The following is a 21,191-nucleotide window of genomic DNA, read 5'->3' as shown; positions in this document are numbered from 1 at the left end:
GCCGAGATGCCGACCAACGAAGACAAGCTCCGCGAATACCTCAAGCGTGTCACCGCCGACTACTCCCAGGTCCGGCAGCGGCTGCGCGAACTCGAGGCCAAGGACCAGGACCCCGTCGCGATCGTCGGCATGGCCTGCCGTTTCCCCGGCGGAGCCGGATCGCCCGAGGACCTGTGGCGCATGGTCTCCGAGGGCGTCGACGGCATCACCCCCTTCCCCACCGACCGCGGCTGGGACGAGGACCTGTACGACCCCGACCCGGACGCCTACGGCAAGAGCTACGTCGTCGAGGGCGGCTTCCTGCACGACGCCGCCGACTTCGACCCCGAGTTCTTCGGCATCTCACCGCGCGAGGCGCTGGCCATGGACCCGCAGCAGCGGCTCCTTCTGGAGGCCTCCTGGGAGGCGATCGAACGGGCCGGCATCCTCCCCGCCGCCCTGCGCGGCACCCGCACCGGCGTCTTCGCCGGAGCCGTCGCCTCCGACTACGCCGCACGCCTCGACACCGTCCCCGAGGAGATCGAGGGCTTCCTCGTCACCGGCAACATGACCGCCGTGGTCTCCGGCCGGATCTCCTACGTCCTCGGCCTGGAGGGCCCCGCGGTCACCGTCGACACCGCCTGCTCCTCCTCCCTCGTCGCCACCCACCTCGGCGTCCAGGCCCTGCGCAACGGCGAGTGCGACTACGCCCTCGCCGGCGGTGTCACCGTCATGCCCACCCCCTCGGGCTTCATCGGCTTCAGCCGCCAGCGCGGCCTCGCCCGCGACGGCCGCTGCAAGGCCTTCGCGGCCGCCGCCGACGGCACCATCTGGTCCGAGGGCGTCGGCGTCCTCCTCCTGGAACGCCTCTCCGACGCCCGCCGCAACGGCCATCGCGTCCTGGCCGTCATCCGCGGCTCCGCCACCAACCAGGACGGCGCCAGCAACGGCCTCAGCGCCCCCAGCGAACTGGCCCAACGCCGCGTCATCGAACAAGCCTTGGAGAGCGCCCGCCTCACCCCGCGCGACGTGGACGCGGTGGAGGCCCACGGCACGGGTACGACGCTGGGCGACCCGATCGAGGCCCAGGCGCTGTTGGCCACCTACGGCCAGGGCCGGGACGCCGACCGGCCCCTGTGGCTCGGGTCGATCAAGTCGAACATCGGCCACTCCGGCGCCTGCGCGGGTGTGGCCGGCGTCATCAAGATGGTGATGGCCCTCCGCGAGGGCGAACTCCCGCGCACCCTCCACGTCGACGAGCCCACCCCGCACGTCGACTGGACCTCCGGCGACGTACGGCTGCTCACCGAGCCCCGCGCGTGGGTCCCCCAGAGCGACCGGGCCCGCCGGGGCGCGGTGTCGTCCTTCGGCGTCTCCGGGACGAACGCCCACGTGATCCTGGAGGAGGCGCCGCCCGAGTCGGAGCCGGGGCCCGTGGTGGCCTCCGGTCCTGAGGGCTTGTCGGGGTCCCCCGTGGTGCCGTGGTTGGTGTCGGGGCGTACGGCGGGGGCATTGGCCGCGCAGGCGGGGCGGCTGGCGGGTGTGACGGGTGACCCGGTGGATGTGGGGTGGAGTCTGTGGGCTTCGCGTACGGCGCTGGAGCATCGGGCGGTGGTGTGGGGGCGGGAGACCGCTGAACTGACGGCTGGGCTGGAGGCTCTGGCGTCCGCTGCTGCCGCGGGCAATGTGGTTGCGGGTTCGGCTGTGGCTGCGGGTGCGCCGGTGTTCGTGTTTCCGGGGCAGGGGTCGCAGTGGCTGGGGATGGGGCGGGGGCTGCTGGAGTCGTCGCCGGTGTTCGCGGCGCGGATCGGGGAGTGCGAGGCGGCGCTGGGGCCGTTCGTGGACTGGTCGTTGACCGAGGTGCTGAGGGGCGACGACGACGGTTGGATGCGGCGGGTGGACATGGTCCAGCCGGTGCTGTGGGCGGTCATGGTGTCGCTGGCTGCGGTGTGGGAGTCGTTCGGGGTGACTCCGGCGGCTGTCATCGGCCATTCGCAGGGCGAGATCGCTGCCGCTGCGGTGGTCGGTGCACTGAGTCTGAAGGACGCCGCCCGGGTGGTCGCTCTCCGTTCGGCAGCCATCAGGGACGAACTTGCCGGTCGCGGTGGGATGTTGTCGCTGGCGACGGGTCCGGAGCAGGCTTCGGCGTGGGTGTCGTCGTATGGCGAGCGGGTCTCGATAGCCGTCTACAACGGTCCGGACGCCACGGTGGTAGCAGGTGACCCGGAAGCCCTGGACGAGATCGCCTCGCTGGCGGAGGTCGCTGGCGTCCGCGCCCGACGGGTTCCGGTGGACTACGCCTCGCATTCCGCGCACGTGGAGGACATCAAGGCGAAGCTGCTGGAGGCCCTTGCCCCGGTGACGCCGCAGGTCTCTCGGGTTCCGGTGATCTCCACGGTGACCGGCGGGGTGTTGGACACCACGACGATGGGTGCCTCGTACTGGTACGAGGGCTTGCGGCGGCCGGTGCGCTTCACCGAAGCGGTCCAAGTGGCTCTGGAGCAGGGGTATTCCCGTTTCAGTGAGGTCAGTGCGCACCCGGTGCTCATCATGGGTGTGCAGTCGATCGCGGAGGCGGCGGAGCAGCCGGTCACTGTCGTCGGCACCCTGCGCCGGGACGAGGACGAGAACGCCCGCTTCCTGGCGAGCGCAGCCGAACTCTGGGTCAACGGCGCGGACGTCGACTGGTCCGCCGTCTACGCGGGCCGCGCGGTGAGCCGCGTCGATCTGCCGACGTACGCCTTCCAACACCAGCGCTACTGGCTGGAGTCCGGCACAAGCACCGCCGACGTCAGCGGCGCCGGTCTGGCCGCCGCGGATCACCCGTTGCTCGGTGCCGCGGTGAGTCTTGCCGCCGATGGAGGGCTGGTCCTCACCGGCCGGTTGTCTCTGCGTACGCATCCCTGGCTCGCGGATCACGCCGTCGCGGGCACCGTTCTCCTCCCCGGCACCGGCTTCGTCGAGTTGGCGATCAGGGCCGGGGACGAGGTCGGCTGCGGACACCTCACCGAACTCACCCTGCAAGCCCCGCTCACCCTCTCCGAGCAGGGCGCCGTCCACCTCCAGGTCGTCGTCAGTGCCCCCGGGGCCCAGGGCGAGCGCGGACTTACGGTCTACTCCCGACCCGAGGGCTCCGCGCCCGACCACCAGTGGGCACTCCACGCGGAGGGCCTGCTCAGCCCGGAGCCGGGCACCTCGTCCGGTGACGGTCTCACCGCCTGGCCGCCCCCGGGTGCCGAAACTGTCGACATCTCCGGCTTCTACGCGGGCGTAGAGGCGGCTGGTTACGGCTATGGCCCCGCGTTCCAGGGGCTGCGCGCGGTGTGGAGGCGCGGGGGCGAGGTGTTCGCCGAGGTTGAGTTGGGGGAGTCGGAGCGGGCGGAGGCGGCACGGTTCGGGATTCATCCGGCGTTGCTGGACGCGGCGTTGCATGCCAATGGGTACGGGGACTTTGGCGGTGGCGGGGAGGTGTTGCGGCTGCCGTTCGCCTGGACGGGGGTTTCCCTGTTCGCGGCGGGTGCTGATCGTCTGAGGGTGCGGATCAGTGCGGCGGGTGAGGACGCGCTGGCTGTTGAGGTGGCCGACGGCACCGGTCAGCCGGTTGCCGAGGTGCGCTCGCTGGTGTTGCGCCCGGTTTCGGCGGCTGCGTTGGGCAGCGGCCGGGGTGCGGAGGACGACGATCTCTTCCGTGTGGACTGGACGTCCTTGCCGGTTCCCGAGGAGGTCACCGGGGCCGGGGTGTGGGCGGTGCTGGGGGCGGAGGACCCGCACAACGTCGGTGCTGCCGTCCAAGGCGCCGGGCTCGCCGTGGACTCCTACCCGGACCTCGAAGGGATGCGCGCGGTCCTCGACGCCGGAGTGCCTGCACCCGGGGTCGTCCTGGTCTGCGTCCCGTCGGTGGACGGCGGGCAAGGGCTGGCCGAGAGCACTCGCCGGGTGACGGCGGATGTGCTGGCCCTCGTGCAGGAGTGGCTGGCCGTCGATGCGTTGGCCGACACCCGGCTGGTGGTGGTGACGCGGGGTGCTGTGGCGGCGCGTGAGGGGGAGGACGTACGGGATCTGGTGGCCGCTCCGGTGTGGGGGCTGGTCCGGTCGGCGCAGTCGGAGAATCCGGGGCGGTTCCTCCTCCTTGACCTGGACCCGGCGTCGGAGTTGGGTGCTGCTTTTGTCGCTGAGGGTGTGGTGGCGGCGTTGGAGGCGGGGGAGTGGCAGCTTGCGGTGCGGGGCGAAGATGTCCTGGTGCCGAGGCTGGCGCGCGTTTCTTCCGGTGCCGGGCTGGTTCCGCCGGCCGGTGAGCGGGCCTGGCGGCTGGACACCGTGGCCTCCGGCACCTTGGAAGGGCTCACCCTCCTGCCGGTCCCCGAGGCGACCGCGCCGCTCGCCGCCGGGCAGGTGCGCATCGCCGTGCGGGCCGCGGGCCTCAACTTCCGCGACGTCCTCATCGGCCTGGGCATGGTCCCCGGCCAGACCGTGATGGGGAGCGAATGCGCCGGCGTGGTGGTCGAGGTCGGCGAAGGGGTCACCCATCTTTCTGCCGGCGACCGAGTCATGGGCTTCGTGACGGGCGGCCTCGGGCCGTTCGCGGTCACCGACGCCAGGGTGGTCGTCCGCGTTCCTGAGGGGTGGTCGTTCGAGCAGGCGGCGTCCGTCCCGGTGGTGTTCCTGACGGCGTACTACGGCCTGGTCGACCTTGCCTCCGTCCAGCGGGGTGACACCGTGCTGGTGCATGCGGGTGCGGGTGGGGTCGGAATGGCGGCCATCCAGCTGGCCCGACACTTCGGCGCCGAGGTCCTGGCCACGGCCAGTCCGGGGAAGTGGGATGTGCTGCGGGGCCTGGGACTGTCGGACGACCGGATCGCCTCCTCCCGTGACCTGGACTTCCGGGAGAAGTTCGGGGCGAGGGCCGAGGGTGTGGACGTCGTCCTCAACTCCCTCGCCCGTGAGTACGTCGATGCCTCCCTCGACCTGCTCTCTCACGGTGGTCGGTTCCTTGAGCTGGGCAAGACCGACATCCGGGATGCCGAGGAGGTCACCGCCGAGCGTTCCGGGGTCACCTATCGCGCCTACAGCCCCGGCGACGGCGGCCTGGACCGCGCGAGCGAGATCCTGCGGACCGTCGTCTCCCTCTTCGAGTCGGGTGCACTGAGGCCGTTGCCGGTGCGGACGTGGGACGTGCGCAGGGCTCCGGAAGCCTTCCGCTTCATGAGCCAGGCCAAGCATGTCGGCAAGGTGGTGCTCACCATGCCGCCGGTCCTCGACCCCGAGGGCACGGTCCTGATCACGGGCGGGACCGGCACTCTCGGCGCGCTGCTCGCCCGCCACCTGGTGACCGAGCACGGGGCACGTAACCTGCTGCTCACCAGCCGCACGGGTCCGGATGCGCCGGGTGCGCAGGAACTCGTCGCCGAGCTATACGAGTTGGGTGCCACCGCGACCGTCGCCGCTTGTGACGCCGCCGACCGTGATCAGCTCGCCGCCCTGCTGGACGGCCGTAGGCTCACTGGTGTCGTCCACGCGGCGGGTGTTCTGGCCGATGGTGTGCTGACCTCGCTCACCCCGGAACAGCTGGCCGCGGTCTGGCGGCCGAAGGTCCAGGCAGCCGTCAACCTCCACGAGCTGACACGCGACGATGACCTGGCCTTGTTCGCTCTCTATTCCTCCGCTTCGGGCCTGTTCGGTGCGCCGGGCCAGGCCAACTACGCGGCGGCGAACGTCTTCCTGGACGCCCTCGCCCAGCACCGCCGCGCCCAGGGCCTGCCCGCCACCTCTGTGGCCTGGGGTTACTGGGAGCAGGCCAGCGCCATGACCGGGCACATGGAGAACCGCGACCGCGCCCGCCTCTCCCAAGGCGGCCTGATCCCGCTCACCTCCGAACACGGCCTCACCCTCTTCGACCGGGCGGGCACCCTGGACGAAGGGCTGCTCCTCGCCAGTCCGTTGGATCTGGCGGAGTTGGGTGCCCACGCGGCGAGGGGTGTGCTGCCGACGTTGCTGCGGGGGTTGGTGCGCGCGCCGGCCGCGACACGGCGGGTGGCGGCCTCGGTGGGGGCGGTCGATGGCGCGGGTTCGCTGGCGGAGCGGCTGGCGAGCCTGAGCGAGGCCGAGCGGGAACGGTTCCTGCTGGACCTGGTCCGCTCGCACGTCGCCGCCGTACTCGGCCACACCAACCCGCAAGCCGTCGACGCCGAACGCCCCTTCAAGGAACTCGGCTTCGACTCCCTCACCGCCGTCGAACTGCGCAACCGCCTCAACACCGCCACCGGCCTCCGCCTGCCCGCCACCCTCGTCTTCGACCACCCCACCCCCACCGCCCTCACCCGACAGATCCGTTCGGAGCTATCCGGGCTGCCCGCCGCCCACGAGCCGGGCCCCGTCGCTCGCTCGACGGTCACCGGCGGCCTGGCGGACGAGCCGATCGCGATCGTCGGCATGGCCTGTCGCTTCCCCGGCGGCATCGAGTCCCCGGAAGAGCTGTGGCGGCTGGTGCGCGCCGGGGAGGACGCCATCACCGCCTTCCCGCAGGACCGTGACTGGGACGACGACCTCTACGACCCCGACCCCGAGGCCCACGGCAAGACGTACGTCCGGGGCGGCGGGTTCGTGGCGGACGCGGCCGGGTTCGACGCCGCGTTCTTCGGGATCTCGCCGCGCGAGGCGCTGGCGATGGACCCGCAGCAGCGGCTCCTCCTCGAAGCCTCCTGGGAGGCCGTCGAGCGCGCGGGCATCGCCCCCGGTTCCCTGCGCGGCACCCGGACAGGGGTCTTCGCCGGGGCCCTGGCCTCCGAGTACGTGGCCCGTCTCAACGCCGTGCCGGACGGCATCGAAGGCTTCCTCGGCACCGGCAACATGTCCAGCGTCACCTCCGGCCGCGTCGCCTACCAACTCGGCCTCGAGGGACCGGCGGTGACCGTCGACACGGCCTGCTCGTCGTCGCTGGTGGCGCTGCATCTAGCCGTGCAGTCGTTGCGCCAGGACGAGTGCGACATGGCGCTCGCGGGTGGTGTGACGGTGATGTGCACGCCCACAGGGTTCGTGGAACTGAGCCGTCAGCGCGGACTGTCGGCGGACGGCCGCTGCAAGGCGTTCGCGGCGGCGGCCGACGGCTTCGGCCCCGCGGAGGGCGTAGGCGTTCTCGTGGTCGAGCGGCTCTCCGACGCCCTCGCCAAGGCGCACCGGGTCCTCGCCGTGGTGCGCGGGTCGGCGATCAACCAGGACGGCGCCTCCAACGGCCTCACCGCCCCCAACGGCCCCTCCCAGCAGCGCGTCATCCGTGCCGCACTCGGCAACGTGGGCCTTTCGCCCACCGACATCGACGTGGTGGAGGCCCACGGCACGGGCACGACGCTCGGCGACCCGATCGAGGCGCAGGCGCTGCTCGCCACCTACGGACAGGGCCGGGACGCGGAACGGCCGCTGTGGCTGGGTTCCGTGAAGTCCAACATCGGGCATACGCAGGCCGCGGCGGGCGTCGCCGGTGTGATCAAGATGGTGATGGCGATGCGGGCGGGCGTGCTGCCCCGCACCCTGCACGTGGACGAGCCGAGCCCGCACGTCGACTGGACCACCGGTGAGGTCAGGCTCCTGACCGAGGAGCAGGAGTGGGCGGCGAACGGCCACCCGCGCCGGGCCGGTGTGTCGTCCTTCGGTATCTCCGGGACCAACGCGCACGTCATCCTGGAGGAGGCTCCCGCGGGCGCCGAGCCGGGACCCGTGCTGGTGTCCGGCCCCGAAGGGTTGTCGGGGTCGCCGGTCGTGCCGTGGCTGGTGTCCGGGCGCAGTGCGGGAGCGCTGGCCGCGCAGGCGGGTCGGCTGGCCGGGGTGACGGGCGATCCGGTGGACGTGGGGTGGCACCTGCTGTCGGACCGGTCGGCCCTGGAACACCGGGCGGTCGTCTGGGGCCGGGAGACCGCCGAACTGACGGCCGGGCTGGAGGCGTTGGTCTCCGGTGCTGTCGCGGGCAACGCGGTTACGGGCACGGCTGTGGCCTCGGGTGCGCCGGTGTTCGTGTTCCCGGGGCAGGGGTCGCAGTGGCTGGGGATGGGACGAGGGCTTCTCGACTCCTCTCCGGTGTTCGCAGCACGGATTGCCGAGTGCGAGGCGGCGCTGGGGCCCTTCGTGGACTGGTCGCTCACCGAGGTGCTGAGGGGCGACGACGACGGTTGGATGCGGCGGGTGGACATGGTCCAGCCGGTGCTGTGGGCAGTGATGGTGTCGCTGGCCGCGGTGTGGGAGTCGTTCGGCGTGACTCCGGCGGCTGTCATCGGCCATTCGCAGGGCGAGATCGCCGCCGCTGCGGTGGCGGGTGCGTTGAGTCTGGAGGACGCGGCTCGGGTGGTCGCGCTGCGCTCGGCCGCCGTTCGGGACGAACTTGCCGGTCATGGCGGCATGTTGTCGCTGGCGACCGGCCCCGAGCAGACGGCGGAGTGGGTCTCGACGTATGGCGAGCGAGTGTCCATCGCCGTCTACAACGGTCCCGATGCCACGGTCGTGGCCGGTGATCCGGAAGCTCTCGACGAGATCACCTCGCTGGCGGAGGCCGCTGGCGTCCGGGCCCGGCGGGTGCCAGTGGACTACGCCTCGCACTCCGCCCAAGTGGAGCAGATCGAGCAGCGCTTGCTCGACGTCCTCGCCCCGGTGACGCCGCAGGTCTCTCGGGTCCCGGTGATCTCCACGGTGACCGGCGAGGTGTTGGACACCACGACGATGGGTGCCTCGTACTGGTACGAGGGCTTGCGGCAGCCGGTGCGCTTCACCGAAGCGGTCCAAGTGGCGCTGGAGCAGGGGCATTCCCGTTTCAGTGAGGTCAGTGCGCATCCCGTGCTCATCATGGGTGTGCAGTCGATCGCCGAGGCGGCGGAGCAGCCGGTCACCGTCGTCGGCACCCTGCGCCGGGACGAGGACGAGAACGCCCGCTTCCTGGCGAGCGCAGCCGAACTCTGGGTCAACGGCGCGGACATCGACTGGACCGCCGTCTACGCGGGCCGTGCTGTTGCTCCCGTAGACCTCCCGACGTACGCCTTCCAGCACGAGCGGTTCTGGCTGGAGGCGGCGGGGTCCACGGGTGACCCCGCCGAGCTGGGCCTCGGCGCCGCGGAGCATCCGCTGCTCGGTGCCGCGGTGAGCCTCGCCGCCGACGGAGGAGTGGTGCTGACCGGCCGGTTGTCGCTTCGGACGCACCCCTGGCTCGCCGACCACGCCGTCACCGGCACGGTCCTCTTCCCGGGCACCGGATTCGTCGAGCTGGCGATCAGGGCCGGGGACGAGGTCGGCTGCGGACACCTCTCCGAACTCACCCTGCACGCCCCGCTCCTCCTCCCTGAGCGTGGCGCCATCCACCTCCAAGTGGTGGTCGGCGCACCGGACGAGAGCGGGGACCGGGCAGTGACTGTGCACTCCCGCACGGAGGGCGCGGAGCCGGATGACCCGTGGACGTGGCACGCCGAAGGGGTGCTCGGAGCCAAGACGGTCGAGCCACTCGCGACCGACCTCACCGCCTGGCCACCGCCGGGCGCGGACGCGCTCGATGTGTCCGGCTTCTACGCGGGCGCCGAGGCGGCCGGCTACGGCTACGGCCCCGCGTTCCAGGGCCTGCGCAAGGCTTGGAAGCGCGGGGGCGAGGTGTTCGCCGAGGTTGAGTTGGGGGAGTCGGAGCGGGCGGAGGCGGCACGGTTCGGGATTCATCCGGCGTTGCTGGACGCGGCCTTGCACGCCAATGGGTACGGGGATTTCGGCGGTGGCGGGGAGACGCTGCGGCTGCCGTTCGCCTGGACGGGGGTTTCCCTGTTCGCGGCGGGTGCTGATCGTCTGAGGGTGCGGATCAGTGCGGCGGGTGAGGACGCACTGGCTGTGGAGGTGGCCGACGGCACCGGTCAGCCGGTTGCCGAGGTGCGCTCGTTGGCGCTGCGCCCGGCTACGGCGTTGGGCGGTGGCCGGGACGGGGAAGCCGACGATCTCTTCCGTATGGAGTGGGCGTCGCTGCCGGTTCCCGCGGAGGTCACCGGGGCCGGGGTGTGGGCGGTGCTCGGTGCGGAGGACCCGTACGGCGTCGGCGCTGCCGTCCAAGGCGCCGGAATGGCCGTGGACACGTACCCGGACCTTGGCGGGGTGCGGGTGGTGATGGAGGCCGGGGTGCCGGCGCCCGAGGTGGTGTTCGCCTGCGTTCCGCCGGTGGACGGGGCTGACGGGCTCGCCGGGGCCGGGCAGCGGGCGACGGCGGACGTGCTGGCCCTGCTGCGGCACTGGTTGGCGGACGAGAACCTGAGCGACACCCGGCTGGTGGTGGTGACGCGGGGTGCTGTGGCGGCGCGTGAGGGGGAGGACGTACGGGATCTGGTGGCCGCTCCGGTGTGGGGGCTGATCCGGTCGGCACAGTCGGAGAATCCGGGCCGGTTCCTCCTCCTTGACCTGGACCCGGCATCGGAGTCGGGTGCTGATCTTGTCGCTGAGGGTGTGGTGGCGGCATTGGAGGCGGGGGAGTGGCAGCTTGCGGTGCGGGGCGAGGACGTCCTGGTGCCGAGGTTGGCGCGGGCTGCTTCCGGTGCCGGGCTGGTTCCGCCGACCGGTGAGCGGGCCTGGCGGCTGGACACCGTGGCCTCCGGCACGCTCGACGGGCTGGCGCTGGTGCCGGCTCCGGAGACGACCGCGCCGCTCGCCGCAGGGCAGGTCCGCATCGCCGTCCGGGCCGCCGGAATGAACTTCCGCGACGTCCTCATCAGTCTCGGCATGTACCCGGGACAACCCATCCTGGGCAGCGAAGGCGCGGGTGTGGTGGTCGAGGTCGGCGAGGGGGTCAGCCATCTCGCCCCGGGCGACCGAGTCATGGGTGTCGTCCCGCACGCGTTCGCTCCGCTGGTAATCGCCGATGCACGGCTCGTGGCGCCGATCCCTGAGGGGTGGTCGTTCGAGCAGGCGGCCTCCGTCCCGGTGGTCTTCCTGACGGCGTACTACGGCCTGGTGGACCTCGGTGGTCTCAAGCGGGGTGACACCGTGCTGGTGCATGCGGGTGCGGGTGGGGTCGGTATGGCGGCGATCCAACTGGCCCGGCACTTCGGCGCAGAGGTCCTGGCCACGGCCAGTCCGGGCAAGTGGGATGTGCTGCGGGGGCTGGGGCTGTCGGACGACCGGATCGCCTCCTCCCGTGATCTGGACTTCCGGGAGAAGTTCGGGGCGAGGGCCGAGGGTGTGGACGTCGTCCTGAACTCCCTCGCCCGCGAGTTCGTCGACGCCTCCCTCGAACTCCTTGCCCCCGATGGACGGTTCGTGGAGATGGGCAAGACGGATCTCCGTGACCCTGAGCAGTTGGCGCAGGCCAACCCGGGCATGACGTACGCGCCCTTCGAGCTGGGCGAGGCGGGGCCGCAACGGATGGGCGAGATCCTCGCCGAGGTGATGTCCCTCTTCCAGTCGGGCGTGCTGAAGCCGTTGCCGGTGCGGACGTGGGATGTGCGCAGGGCGCCGGAAGCCTTCCGGTTCATGAGCCAGGCCAAGCATGTCGGCAAGGTGGTGCTCACCATGCCGCCGGTCCTCGACCCCGAGGGCACGGTCCTGATCACGGGCGGGACGGGAACCCTGGGTGGGCTCCTGGCCCGTCATCTGGTCACCGAGTACGGGGTACGGAACCTGCTGCTCACCAGCCGCACCGGACCCGAGGCGCCGGGCGCCAAGGAACTCATCGCCGACATAGAGGAGTTGGGCGCTGTTGCGACCGTCGCCGCTTGTGACGCCGCCGACCGTGATCAGCTAGCCGCCCTGCTGGACGGCCGTAGGGTCACCGGTGTCGTCCACGCGGCGGGTGTCCTGGCCGATGGCGTGCTGACCTCGCTCACCCCGGAACAGCTGGCCGCGGTCTGGCGGCCGAAGGTCCAGGCCGCCGTGAACCTCCACGAGCTGACCCAGGACTCCGACCTCGCCTTCTTCGCGCTGTACTCCTCCGCCTCCGGCGTCTTCGGTGCGCCGGGCCAGGCCAACTACGCGGCGGCGAACGTCTTTCTGGACGCCCTCGCCCAGCACCGCCGTGCCCAGGGCCTGCCCGCCACCTCGGTGGCCTGGGGTTACTGGGAGCAGGCCAGCGCCATGACCGGGCACATGGAGAACCGCGACCGCGCCCGCCTCTCCCAAGGCGGTCTCGTCCCGCTCACCTCCGAACACGGTCTCACCCTCTTCGACAAGGCCCTGCGCCTGGACGAAGGGCTGCTGGTGGCCAGCGGGATCGATCTCGCGGAACTCCGCTCTCTCGCTGCCGGCGGGGTGCTGCCGGGGCTGTTGCGAGGGTTGGTGCGTGCGCCGGCCGTGACTCGGAGGTCGGCGGCCTCGGTGGGGGCGGCCGGTGGCGCGGGTTCGCTGGCGGAGCGGCTGGCGGGGCTGAGCGAGGCCGAGCGGGAACGGTTCCTGCTGGACCTGGTCCGCTCGCACGTCGCCGCCGTACTCGGCCACACCAACCCGCAGGCCGTCGACGCCGAACGCCCCTTCAAGGAACTCGGCTTCGACTCCCTCACCGCGGTCGAACTGCGCAACCGCCTCAACACCGCCACCGGCCTTCGCCTGCCCGCCACCCTCGTCTTCGACCACCCCACCCCCACCGCCCTCACCCGGCAGATCCGCGCCCAGCTCCCGCTCGCCGAGGCGGCCGACACGGCGCCGACCCTCGCCGCGGAGCTGGAGCGGCTGGAGCGGGTCATCGGCGCGGCCGACTCCGACGAGGTCGTCAGCCACCGTGTCACCGACCGGCTCCGGGCGCTGCTCGCGGCCCTGGAGGGCGCGTCGCCCGCCGCCGATCCGGCGGAGGACGACGACCTGGACGGGGCCACGGACGACGAACTGTTCGACCTCCTCGACAGCGAGTTGGGGACAGCGTGAACCGATCCGGCCGACTCGACGCGCCTCCGGGAGACCTCCGATGAACAACGAGCAGAAACTCCGCGACTACCTCAAGCGGGCGACTGCCGACCTCCGCCAGGCCCGACGCCGCATCAAGCAGCTGGAGGAACAGCCTCCCGTCGCGATCGTCGGCATGGCCTGCCGCTACCCGGGCGGCGTCGTCTCCCCGGAGGACCTGTGGCGGCTCGTCCTCGAAGGCGAGGACGCCATCGGTCCCTTCCCCGAGGACCGCGACTGGGACCTCGACGGCCTCTACGACCCCGACCCGGACGCCGAGGGCAAGACCTACGTCAAAGGCGGCGGCTTCCTGCAATCCGTCGGCGACTTCGATGCCGAGCTGTTCGGGATCTCACCGCGCGAGGCGCTGGCGATGGACCCCCAGCAGCGGCTGCTGCTCGAAGCGTCCTGGGAGGCCGTCGAGCGGGCGCGCATCGACCCGCACAGCCTGCGCGCCACCCCGACCGGAGTGTTCACGGGCGCCCCGTCGTCCGAGTACGTGTCCCGGCTGAACAGCCTCCCCGACGGCATGGAGGGCTACATCAGCATCGGCAACGCCGCCAGCGTGTCCTCCGGACGGGTCGCCTACACCCTCGGCCTCGAAGGCCCGGCCGTCTCCGTCGACACCGCCTGCTCCTCCTCCCTGGTCGCCCTGCACCTGGCGATCCAGGCACTCCGCAACGGCGAGTGCACCCTGGCGCTCGCGGGCGGGGTCACCGTCATGCCGACCCCCGCGACCTTCGTGGAGTTCGGCCGCCAGCGCGGGCTGGCCGAGGACGGCCGCTGCAAGGCGTTCGCGGCGGCGGCCGACGGCTTCGGCCCTGCGGAGGGCGTCGGCGTCCTCGTCGTGGAACGGCTCACGGACGCCGTTCGCAACGGTCACCCCGTCCTGGCGGTCGTCCGTGGCTCGGCCGTCAATCAGGACGGCGCCTCCAACGGGCTCACCGCCCCCAACGGCCCCTCCCAGCAGCGAGTCATCCAGCAGGCCCTGGCCAACGCGGGAGTGGCTGCCGCCGACGTCGACGTGGTGGAGGCGCACGGCACGGGCACGACCCTCGGCGACCCGATCGAGGCGCAGGCGCTGCTGGCCACCTACGGGGTGGACCGAGAAGCGGAACGGCCGCTGTGGCTCGGTTCCGTGAAGTCCAACATCGGGCACACGCAGGCCGCGGCGGGCGTCGCGGGCGTCATCAAGATGGTGATGGCGATGCGGGCGGGCATTTTGCCGCAGACCCTCCACGTCGACGATCCCACCCCCCACGTCGACTGGACGACGGGCGAGGTCGAGCTCCTCACCGAGGCCCGCACGTGGACGACGCCCGACGGGCGGCCCCGCCGCGCCGCCGTCTCCTCCTTCGGTATCTCCGGCACGAACGCCCACGTCGTCCTGGAGCAGGCCCCCGCCGACGAGCACTCCGGACCCGAACCCGTCCCGGCCGACGGTGGCCTCGCCGGTTCCCCGCTGATCCCCTGGCCGGTCTCGGCCCGAACCGCCGAGGCACTGGCCGCCCAGGCACAGCGCCTCGCGGATGCCGTGGCCGACACCGACCCGGTCGACGCGGGGTGGAGCCTGCTGACCTCCCGCGCCAAGCTCAACCATCGTGCGGTGGTGTGGGGTTCGAAGACGGAGGAGCTGACCACCGGCCTGCGTACCCTGGCCTCGGCCGGAGTCGCGCCCAATGTCGTGACGGGCGCGGCGGATACAGGCGGCTCCGGAGTCGTGCTCGTGTTCCCCGGGCAGGGGTCGCAGTGGCTGGGCATGGGGCGGGGGCTGCTGGAGTCCTCGCCGGTGTTCGCGGCGCGGATCGGTGAGTGCGAGGCGGCGCTCGGACCGTACGTGGACTGGTCCCTCAGCCAGGTGCTGAAGGGCGACGACGACGCCTGGATGCGGCGGGTGGACATGGTCCAGCCGGTGCTGTGGGCGGTCATGGTCTCCCTGGCGGCGGTCTGGGAGTCACTGGGCATCGAACCTGCCGCCGTCATCGGCCACTCGCAGGGTGAGATCGCGGCTGCGGCGGTGGTCGGTGCGCTGAGTCTGGATGACGCGGCTCGGGTGGTCGCTCTGCGCTCGGCTGCGATCCGGGACGAACTGGCCGGTCGCGGTGGCTTGTTGTCGCTGGCGACGGGCCCGGAGCAGGCGGCGGAGTGGGTGTCTTCGTATGGCGATCGGGTGTCGATAGCCGTCTACAACGGCCCCGATGCCACGGTGGTGGCCGGTGATCCGGAAGCCCTGGACGAGATTTCCGCGATGGCGGAGGCCGCCGGCATCCGCGCCCGGCGGGTTCCGGTGGACTACGCCTCGCACTCCGCCCATGTCGAGGACATCAAGGCGAAGCTGCTGGAGGCCCTCGCCCCGGTGACACCGCAGACCTCCCGCATCCCGGTCATCTCCACAGTCACCGGCGGTGCGTTGGACACGACGACGATGGATGCCACCTACTGGTACGAGGGCCTCCGTCGACCGGTGCGCTTCACCGAGGCGATCACCGCCGCGCTCACCGCCGGGCACACCCGCCTGGTCGAGGTCAGCGCGCACCCGGTGCTCACCATGGGCGTGCAGGCCATGGCGGAGGCGGCGGAGCAGCCGGTCACCGTCGTCGGCACCCTGCGCCGGGACGAGGACGACAACGCCCGCTTCCTGGCGAGCGCCGCCGAACTGTGGGTCAACGGCACCGACATCGACTGGTCCGCCGTCTACGCGGGCCGCGCGGTAAGCCGCGTCGACCTCCCTACCTACGCCTTCCAGCACCGCCGCTACTGGCTGGAGGCGGGTTCCGCGGAAGCCGATGTCGTCGGCGCCGGACTGGCCCCCACCGGTCATCCGCTCCTGGGAGCCGCTGCCGGTCTTGCCGCGGACGGCGGAGTCGTGCTCACCGGCCGGCTCTCCACGCGCACCCACCCGTGGCTGGCCGATCACGCCGTCGCGGGCACGGTCCTCTTTCCCGGTACCGGGTTCGTGGAGCTGGCGATCAGGGCCGGGGACGAGGCGGGCTGCGGGCATCTCGGCGAACTCACCCTCCAGGCGCCGCTGGTCTTCCCCGAGCAGGGCGCGGTACAGGTGCAGGTGTTCGTGGAACTGCCCGACGGCTCCGGGCGGCGTGCGGTTTCCGTGCACTCCCGGCCCGAGAGCTCCGACGGCGCCGCGGAGGAGTGGACGTTGCACGCGGAGGGCGCCCTGCTGCCCGAACAGCCCTCTCCTGCCGAGCCGTTCGGTGAGGTGTGGCCCCCGGCGGGCGCGGAGCCGGTGGACGTCTCCGGTTTCTACGCCGCCGCGGCCGAGGCGGGCTACGCGTACGGGCCCGCGTTCCAGGGCTTGCGCGCGGTGTGGCGGCGCGGTGCCGACCTCTTCGCCGAAGTGGCGCTGCCCGAGGGCCAGAAGGGCGACGCCGCCCGCTTCGGGCTGCACCCGGCGCTGCTGGACGCCGCCCTGCACGCCCACGGTTGTGCGCCCGCGCCGGAGGCTGCCGCAGGACCGGACGGGACGCTGCGGCTGCCCTTCGCGTGGAACGGGGTGACCCTCTTCGCCACGGGCGCCGACCGGCTGCGGGTCCGGCTCCGCGCCGAGGCCGCCGACGCCGTACGCCTCGACCTCGCCGACGGTACCGGCGCGCCGGTCGCCTCCGTAGACTCCCTGCTGGTCCGCCCGGTGACGGCGGCCCAGCTCGCGGCGGCCCGGGCGCCGCGGACGAGCGACATGTTCCGGGTCCGCTGGACCCCGTTGCCCTGCGATCCGGAGGCCGTGCGCCACGCCACCTGGGCCGTGGTCGGGGACGACCCCCACGGTTTGGGCGCGGCGGTGCAGGGCGCGGGCCTGGCGGCCGATGCCTACCTCGATGTGGCAGGGGTCCGTGGCGTACTCGAGTGGGGGGTGCCCGCCCCGCACGTCACCTTGCTCGCGGTGCCCCCGGCCGCTGCCTCGTCCCCCGGCGACCCGGCGGGGGCGGGCCAGGAGACCGCGGCGCGGATACTCGCCGTCATCCAGGAGTGGCTGGCCGAGGAAGGGCTGGCCGAGTCGCGGCTGGTGTTCGTCACCCGGGGTGCCGTGGCCGCGGGCGGCGACGACACGCTGACCGACCTGGCCGCCGCCCCGGTATGGGGTCTGATCCGTTCCGCGCAGTCGGAGCATCCGAACCGGTTCCTGTTGGTCGACCTGGACCCGGCGGAGCAGCCGGGCGGCCCGGACGCCGATCTGCTGCCGGCGGCCGTCACAGCCGCCCTGGACACCGGTGAGGGGCAGGTCGCGGTGCGCGGCGGAACCACCCTGGTGCCCCGGCTGGTGCGGCCCGGCGCCGAGGACGCCCTGGTGCCGCCCGTGGACGCGGAGTCCTGGCGGTTGGACGCCACGGGCAGCGGCACCCCGGACGGCCTGACCTTGGTGCCCGCCCCCGAGGCGGACGCCCCGCTGGCGCCGGGCGAGATCCGGGTCGCCGTGCGTGCCGCCGGTGTCAACTTCCGCGATGTGCTGTTGACCCTGGGCATGTATCCGGGTCGGCCGATCCTCGGCAGCGAGGCGGCCGGGGTGGTCCTGGAGGTCGGCGCCGACATCACCGGCATCGCCCCGGGGGATCGGGTCATGGGTCTGATGACGGAGGGTTTCGGCCCGCGGGTGGTGACGGACGCCCGGCTCGTGGTGCCGGTCCCCGACGGCTGGACCTTCGAACAAGCCGCGTCGGTGCCGGTGGCGTTCCTGACGGCGTACTACGGCCTGGTGGACCTCGGTGGTCTCGAGCGGGGCGACACCGTGCTGGTGCATGCGGGTGCGGGTGGGGTCGGCATGGCGGCGATCCAACTGGCCCGGCACTTCGGCGCCGAGGTCCTTGCCACGGCCAGTCCGGGCAAGTGGGATGTGCTGCGGGGGCTGGGCCTGACGGATGACCGGATCGCCTCCTCCCGCGACCTCGACTTCCGGGAGAAGTTCGGTGCGAGGGAGGAGGGTGTGGACGTCGTCCTGAACTCCCTCGCTCGTGAGTTCGTCGACGCCTCCCTCGAACTCCTCGCTCCCGATGGCCGCTTCGTCGAGATGGGCAAGACGGATCTCCGTGACCCGGAGCAGCTGAAGGAGACGTACCCCGGAATGACGTACGCGCCCTTCGAGCTGAGTGACGCCGGCGCCGAGCGGATCCAGGAGACCCTGGGCGAGCTGATGCGGCTGTTCGAGTCGGGTGTGCTGGAGCCGTTGCCGGTGCGGGCGTGGGATGTGCGCAGGGCTCCGGAAGCCTTCCGGTTCATCAGCCAGGCCCGGCATGTCGGCAAGGTCGCTCTGACCATGCCGGTGCCGGTGGACCCGGACGGCACCGTCCTGATCACCGGTGGCACCGGTACCCTCGGCTCGCTCGTGGCCCGCCACCTGGTCGCTGAGCACGGCGTACGGAACCTGCTCCTCACCAGCCGCACGGGCCCGGATGCGCCGGGCGCGCGGGAACTCGTCGCGGGCATCGCTGAGTTGAGTGCGACCGCGACCGTCGTCGCCTGTGACGCCGCCGACCGTGATCAGCTCGCCGCCCTGCTGGAGGGCCGTACGCTCACCGGTGTCGTGCATGCGGCGGGCGTTCTCGCCGACGGGCTGGTCACCTCCCTCACACCCGAGCAACTGGCCACCGTATGGCGGCCCAAAGCCCAGGCCGCCCTGCACCTGCACGAACTCACCCAAGACTCCGACCTCGCCTTCTTCGCGCTGTACTCCTCCGCCTCCGGCGTCTTCGGCGGCGCCGGTCAGGCGAACTACGCCGCCGCCAACACCTTCCTCGACGCCCTCGCCCACCACCGCCGCGCCCAGGGCCTGCCCGCCACCTCCCTCGCCTGGGGCTTCTGGGCCGAGACCAGCGCCCTGACCAGCAACCTCGGAGAGACGGAACAGGCGCGGATGAGCCAGGGCGGGATGCTGCCGCTCACCACCGAGCGCGGGCTCGCCGTCTTCGACGTGGCCACCGGCTCGGACGGCGCCGTGGCCGTGGCCGCCGCGCTCGACACGAGCGGGTTGCGCGACCGCGCTCCCCAGCAAGTGCCGCCGTTCCTGCGGGAGTTGGTTACCGCCACCCGGCGGCGGCGCGGTACCGCGGCCAACGAGGTCGTCGAGTCGGCCTCCGGGCTGGCCAGGCGGCTCACCGGACTGGACCCGGCCGGGCGGGACGAGGCGCTGCGCGAGCTGGTGCGGAGCCATGTCGGCGTGGTCCTCGGCCACACGGATGCCGCCGCCCTCGACATGGCACTGGAGTTCGTCTCGCTGGGCTTCGACTCGCTCACCGCCGTGGAGCTGCGCAACCGGCTCGGTACGGCCACCGGTCTGGCCCTTCCGGCGACGCTGATCTTCGACCACCGGACGCCGGAGGCGCTGGCCCGGTATCTCTCCGGTGAGCTGGCGGGCAGCGGCGAGGCGGCGGACGGCGGGCCGGTCGCCGCCGTCCCCGCGGAGTCCCGGCCCGCGGATCCCGACTCGCTCAGCGGGATCTTCCTGCGGGCCTGCCGCGAGGGCCGGTTCGCGGAGATCAGCACGGTGCTGCGGACGGCGGCCGACTTCCGTGAGAACTTCAGCGGCCCGGCCGAGCTGGCGAAGCTGCCGCAGCTCACCCCGCTGGCCAGGGGCGCCCGGGCGCCTCAGCTGATCTGCTTCCCGACCTTCGCCTGGAAGCCGAGCGTCTACCAGTACCTGCCGTTCGCCTCCGCGCTCAGCGGCAGCCGTACCGTCTCCGCGCTCTCTCTTCCGGGGTTCATGACCGGCGAGGCGATCCCCGCCGACCTGGACGCGCTGGTGCGGACGCTGGCCGAGGCCATCCGGCAGAACGCCGGGGACGAGCCGTACGCCCTGCTCGGCTACTCCAGCGGCGGCCTGATCGCCAGTGCCGTCGCCCGGCATTTGGAGGAGGCGGGCCCCGCTCCGGCGGCTCTGGTCATGGTGGACACCCACTGGTGGGACACGGCGGGCGGGTTCGACCTCGATCCGTGGGCGAACAGCGTCCTCAGCGGGCTGCTCGACCGGGTCGGGGAGAGTGACCACCAGGGGGAGAACTGGGGCGACGCCTGGGTCACCGCGCGCGCCCGCTACCTGTATCTGGACTTCCGCCAGGCCGAGTTGGCGGCCCCCACCCTGCTGGTGCGGGCGGCCGACTCGCTCGGTCCGGAGGGCTCCCGGCGGCGCGCTGACTGGGGCTACGAGCACACCGCCGTCGAGGTGCCGGGCGACCACTTCACCTTGATGGAGGGGGAGTTCGCCGCCGGAACCGCGGGTGCCGTGGACAGCTGGCTGCGGGAGCTGCCGGTGGGCGACTGACCTTTTCCGACGCCCCGTTCCTCATCCTTCACCACCCCAGCGACACGCACAGGAACCCCAGCGACACGCACAGGAACCCATCGACATGCACAGGAGAGGAGGCGCGGTGTTCGAACTCGCGGGACGGACCGCCTTCATCACCGGCGGCGCCCAGGGCATCGGACTGGGCCTGGCCCGGGCGCTCGCCAAGGAGGGCGTGCGACTCGCCCTCGCCGACATCGACACGGACGCGCTCGCCGCGGCCGGCACCGAACTGTCGGCGCTGACCGGGGTGGCCACCTTCACCCTGGACGTCACCGACCGCGCCGCCTACGCCCGGGTGGCCGACGAGGCCGAGGAACGTTTGGGACCGGTGACGCTGCTCTGCAACAACGCCGGTGTCGGCGGCAGTTACCCGGTCACCGCGATGAGCTACGAGTTGTGGGACCTGTTCCTCGGGGTCAACGTCGGCGGGGTGGTCAACGGTCTCCAGACGTTCCTGCCCCGCATGATCGCCCGCGGGGAGCCGGCGCACATCGTCAACACCGCCTCCACCGCGGGGCTGGCGCCGCAAGGCGGGCAGGCGGGCTATATGTACGAGGGGACCAAGGCCGGGGTGATCGGTCTGTCCGAGGGGCTGTCCCGGCAGTTGGCGCACGAGGGCCATCCCATCGGGGTGACCGTGTTCTGTCCGGGCCTGGTGGCCACCAACATGGTCGCCACCGGACGGGCCGCGCGTCGCCGGATCAGCGGTGACCTCGGGCTCACCGCCGTGCAGGAGGAGGACCGGGAGAGGCTCCTCACCGAGCAGGACTTCTATCTGCGGCAGCTCGGGCACTCCCCGGACGCCGTGGGGGAGATGCTGGTGGAAGGGCTGCGGTCCGGGAAGCCGTACGTGATCACCGACCGCGGCGTGGCGGAGCCGCTGGCCGCCCGCTCGAAGGCCCTGTTCACGGCGCTGCCGCCGGAGACGGAGCACGACCGGCGGATCGCCCGCCATGTCGCGGCCCAGCTGCGGGAGGCCGCCCGCTCGGGCAGCAAGACCCACTGAGTCACCCGTGCGGACGCAAAGCCCACTGAGCCACCCGTGCGG

The 21,191-nt window shown here is 72.3% G+C and carries 3 protein-coding genes and 1 pseudogene; all 4 read left to right on the top strand.

Annotated features, from left to right (window positions below; genetic code table 11):
• Window positions 1–6 precede the first annotated feature (6 nt).
• Window positions 7–12,834 (top strand): type I polyketide synthase, encoded by a 12,828-nt coding sequence (locus M8H82_RS21870; RefSeq protein ID WP_250076557.1) that lies wholly within the window; start codon window positions 7–9, stop codon window positions 12,832–12,834.
• 40 nt (window positions 12,835–12,874) lie between these two features.
• Window positions 12,875–15,466, top strand: a pseudogene (locus M8H82_RS36830) (type I polyketide synthase); the annotation flags it as partial.
• A gap of 252 nt (window positions 15,467–15,718) precedes the next feature.
• Window positions 15,719–20,119 carry a KR domain-containing protein gene (locus M8H82_RS36825; RefSeq protein WP_374211686.1) on the top strand — a complete coding sequence of 1,467 codons (4,401 nt, stop codon included), beginning with the start codon at window positions 15,719–15,721 and terminating at the stop codon, window positions 20,117–20,119.
• Between the two features lie 85 nt (window positions 20,120–20,204).
• Window positions 20,205–21,149, top strand: coding sequence for an SDR family oxidoreductase (locus M8H82_RS21860; RefSeq protein WP_250076555.1), 945 nt, complete (start codon window positions 20,205–20,207; stop codon window positions 21,147–21,149).
• Window positions 21,150–21,191 lie beyond the last annotated feature (42 nt).

Origin of the sequence: Streptomyces sp. YS415, from assembly GCF_023544665.1 — a bacterium.
Taxonomy (GTDB): domain Bacteria; phylum Actinomycetota; class Actinomycetes; order Streptomycetales; family Streptomycetaceae; genus Streptomyces.
Note: the sequence above shows the minus strand (reverse complement) of the source record. Positions and strands in the feature narration are given on the sequence as shown.